The 3,435-nt window shown below is 40.7% G+C and carries 4 protein-coding genes; all 4 read left to right on the top strand.

What is annotated here, in order from left to right; translation table 11 throughout:
• Positions 1–1,190, top strand: a 1,190-nt coding sequence (locus AC1DSB_RS16645; protein WP_477587150.1) for a PASTA domain-containing protein, incomplete at its 5' end; no start/stop codon positions are given.
• An 11-nt stretch (positions 1,191–1,201) separates the two neighbouring features.
• Entirely contained in the window at positions 1,202–2,083 is an 882-nt protein-coding gene (gene rsgA / locus AC1DSB_RS16640; protein WP_477587149.1) for a ribosome small subunit-dependent GTPase A, read from the top strand.
• A 1-nt stretch (position 2,084) separates the two neighbouring features.
• Positions 2,085–2,753, top strand: a complete 669-nt coding sequence (gene rpe, locus AC1DSB_RS16635) for a ribulose-phosphate 3-epimerase (RefSeq protein WP_016427729.1) — start codon at positions 2,085–2,087, stop codon at positions 2,751–2,753.
• Positions 2,750–3,406, top strand: a complete 657-nt coding sequence (locus AC1DSB_RS16630; protein WP_477531026.1) for a thiamine diphosphokinase — start codon at positions 2,750–2,752, stop codon at positions 3,404–3,406. The genes rpe and AC1DSB_RS16630 overlap by 4 nt, the downstream gene beginning before the upstream one ends.
• The last annotated feature ends 29 nt before the right edge of the window (positions 3,407–3,435 follow it).

Here is a 3,435-nt window from a genome sequence, read left to right as displayed (position 1 = left end):
ACCGTTATCAGAATGTAGAAGAAATGCAGCGAGATTTGCAAAATGTTTTATCGGAAGAGCGCGCAAATGAGAAAGCTTTTGAGATTCCTTTAGATGATGATGGGGCTACAAAAGCAATGCCGGTCATCAAAGATGCTAGTTACGATTCATTAGCAAAGACAAAACATCTTAAAAAAGAACCGGTGGTAGTACCTCCCGTTGTGGAAGAAAAAAAGAAGAAGAAAAAATGGCCATGGATAGTGGGCATTCTTGCATTTTTATTGCTTGCAGGTTTAGTAATTGTTGTGGCATTTCCAGGGATATTTGGTCCCAAAAAAATCGAAGTTCCGGACGTAGCGAATTTGCCATTAAGTGAAGCAATCGATAAGGTGGAAGAAGTTGGATTCATTGCAGGAAATGAAAAACAGGAATCGTCGGAAGAAGTTGAGGAAGGCCAAGTTATTCGGACAATCCCACAAGCAGGAAAAATCCGGGAAGAAGCAACTGAAATTGAATTCATTATTTCAAGTGGGAAAGAGTCAGTGACGCTTGCAGACTATGCCGGACGTGAATACAACGTAGTGAAAGAATTACTGGCTTCGCAAAAATTCAAGTCCATCAAAGCAGACGAAGTATTCTCGGATGAGCCTGAGGGGCGCATTATCTCTCAAAGTCCATCTGAGTTCTCCGAAGTCATTCCGGATGAGACCGATCTTGTTTTCACTGTGAGTAAAGGACCGGAGTTGCAAAGTGTGATTGATTTGAGAAGACAATACAACGAGAAAACGTTGAATGACTATGCTCGATCATCCGGGTTTGATATTCGCATCATTAAAGAAGAGTATTCTGAAGATGTACCGGAAGGATTTGTCATTTCACAAAATCCAGTTGCAGGCACAAAACTTGAACTAGGCAGTTCGATTGAAATCGTTTTATCAAAAGGTCCTGCCGCCAAACAAATTAAAACGTTTGTGACAACAGTAGAAATCCCATATGAACCAGATGATCCGGGCACTGAGCAGATCGTACGAATTTATCTGCAAGATCAAACACACTCACTGACAGAACCAGTAGAGGAATATGTACTCACCGAAAACAAAAAGCAACAAATTCAATTGAAAATTGAAGAAGGACAAAAAGGAGCATATCGAATAATGGTCGACTCGAAAGTCATCGTAGATGAAATAATCGAGTATGACAGCTTCGAATAGGGAGGTATACAATGCCAACAGGACAAATACGAAAAGCACTTAGTGGATTTTACTATGTTCAGGACGGAGAACAATTTATACAATGCCGTGGACGCGGTGTATTCAGAAATCGTGGTGTTAACCCGCTAGTTGGGGACTTTGTCGATTATGAAGTGGAAAGCGGTTCAGACGGCACGATAACAGTGGTGCATGAACGTAAAAATGCACTCGTACGCCCACCTATTGCCAATATTGACCAAGCCTTACTGGTGTTTTCCCTGACTGAACCCGATTTCAATCCATTATTGCTGGATCGCTTTCTTGTTGTCGTGGAGTCATTTAATGTAGAGCCAATTATTTGTCTGACAAAAACAGATTTACTTTCTGAAGAAGAGATGAGTAAAATCCAGCCTYATTTGGATGATTATCGTGCGATTGGATATGAAATGCTTGAAACCTATAAGGATGATGATGATCTGGTGTCCAATATCGCTCCGATCCTGAAAGGCAAAATCAGCGTTTTGGCAGGACAATCCGGTGTAGGAAAATCTACACTGTTAAATACAGTGCTGCCATCGTTGAATTTAAAGACAGGGATTATTTCGGAAGCCCTTGGACGGGGGAAACATACGACTCGCCATGTAGAACTTTTAGAAGTATGTGAGGGGTTACTAGCGGATACTCCGGGATTCAGTTCCTTTGATTTCGAAGAGATTGAAAAAGAGCAGTTATCCGATTGTTTTCCTGAATTCCGCGAGGCGTCAGAACGATGTAAATTCAGAGGGTGCCTACACATAAGTGAACCGAAATGTGCAGTTCTTGCTGCACTTGAAACCGGAGAAATTAAAGATTATCGATACAAACATTACATGAAGTTTTTAGATGAAATAAACGATCGAAAGCCGAGGTATTAAAATGATAAAAATTGCTCCATCTATCCTTGCTGCTAATTTTTCGAAATTGGCTGAAGAAGTAATAGAAGTCGAAAAAGCTGGTGCGGAATTAATCCATATCGATGTAATGGACGGACATTTCGTGCCTAACATAACGATGGGTCCAATTGTGGTGGAAGCTTTAAGACCTGTAACGGATCTTCCTTTAGACGTTCATTTAATGATTGAAAATCCGGATTTGTATATTGAGTCATTTGCAAAAGCTGGTGCCGATTACATTACGGTTCATGTTGAAGCGTGTACTCACCTTCACCGTACCATTCAATTAATCCGTTCGTTTGGAGTGAAACCAGGTGTGGTATTAAATCCACATACGCCGGTTGAAAGCATCCAACATATTCTTGACGACATCGATATGGTGTTGTTCATGACGGTCAATCCAGGTTTCGGTGGACAGAAGTTCATTCATTCGGTCGTTCCGAAAGTTCAACAACTTTCTGACATAATTAAAGAAAAAGGATTGAATATTGAAATTGAAATTGATGGTGGTATTAATGCTGAGACCATTATTCCTTGTGCAGAGGCAGGCGCGACGATTTTTGTAGCCGGTTCAGCAATTTACAGTAAAACGGATCGTACTGCTGCATTACAGGAAATTAAAGAAGCAGGCGAACGAGCAATCCGCGGATGAAGACGGCAGTAATTTGCGCAGGTGGACCAGCTGATGAATTAGCTGATTTTGCGACCTTAAAAAATAACGATGAAATTATTTTTATCGGTGCAGACAAAGGTGCTATTTATTTAATCGAAAGTGGAATTCTTCCGGACGTGGCTATAGGTGATTTTGATTCATTGTCACCGGAAGAATTTTCGAAATTAAAAAACCAAGTGGCGTCAGTGAAAGTTGCACCTGCAGAAAAGAATGAAACGGATACCGATTTAGCAATCGATGAGTCATTGAATTTCGAACCGGATCATATTGTACTGACGGGTGTGACGGGTGGCCGATTAGATCACTTTATGGCTGTGCTTAACAGCGTTTATCGTTTTCAAACGGACAATCCCTCCATTCAATTTACAATACGCAACAAATGGAATGAAATGAAGCTGTTGACTCCTGGTGTAACCAAGTTAACGAAGGATCAACAGTTTCCATTTGTATCTTTTTTTGCCTTTCAAGGAAGCGTGAAACACGTGACGTTAGCAGGTATGAAATATAATGTCAGCGATGAGACGATTGAAATGGGCATTTCCCGCTTTACAAGTAATGAAGTATTGGACGAACAAGGGTCTATCTCCTTTACATCTGGCATATGTTTATTAATACGTAGCTCAGATCAATAAGAAGGAGTGAAAGCATGCGTGTTTATACG

It is taken from the genome of Paenisporosarcina sp. P4_E4_2, from assembly GCF_056401595.1.
The sequence above is the reverse complement of the archived record's forward strand: the minus strand, read 5'-3'. Positions and strand labels throughout refer to the sequence as shown.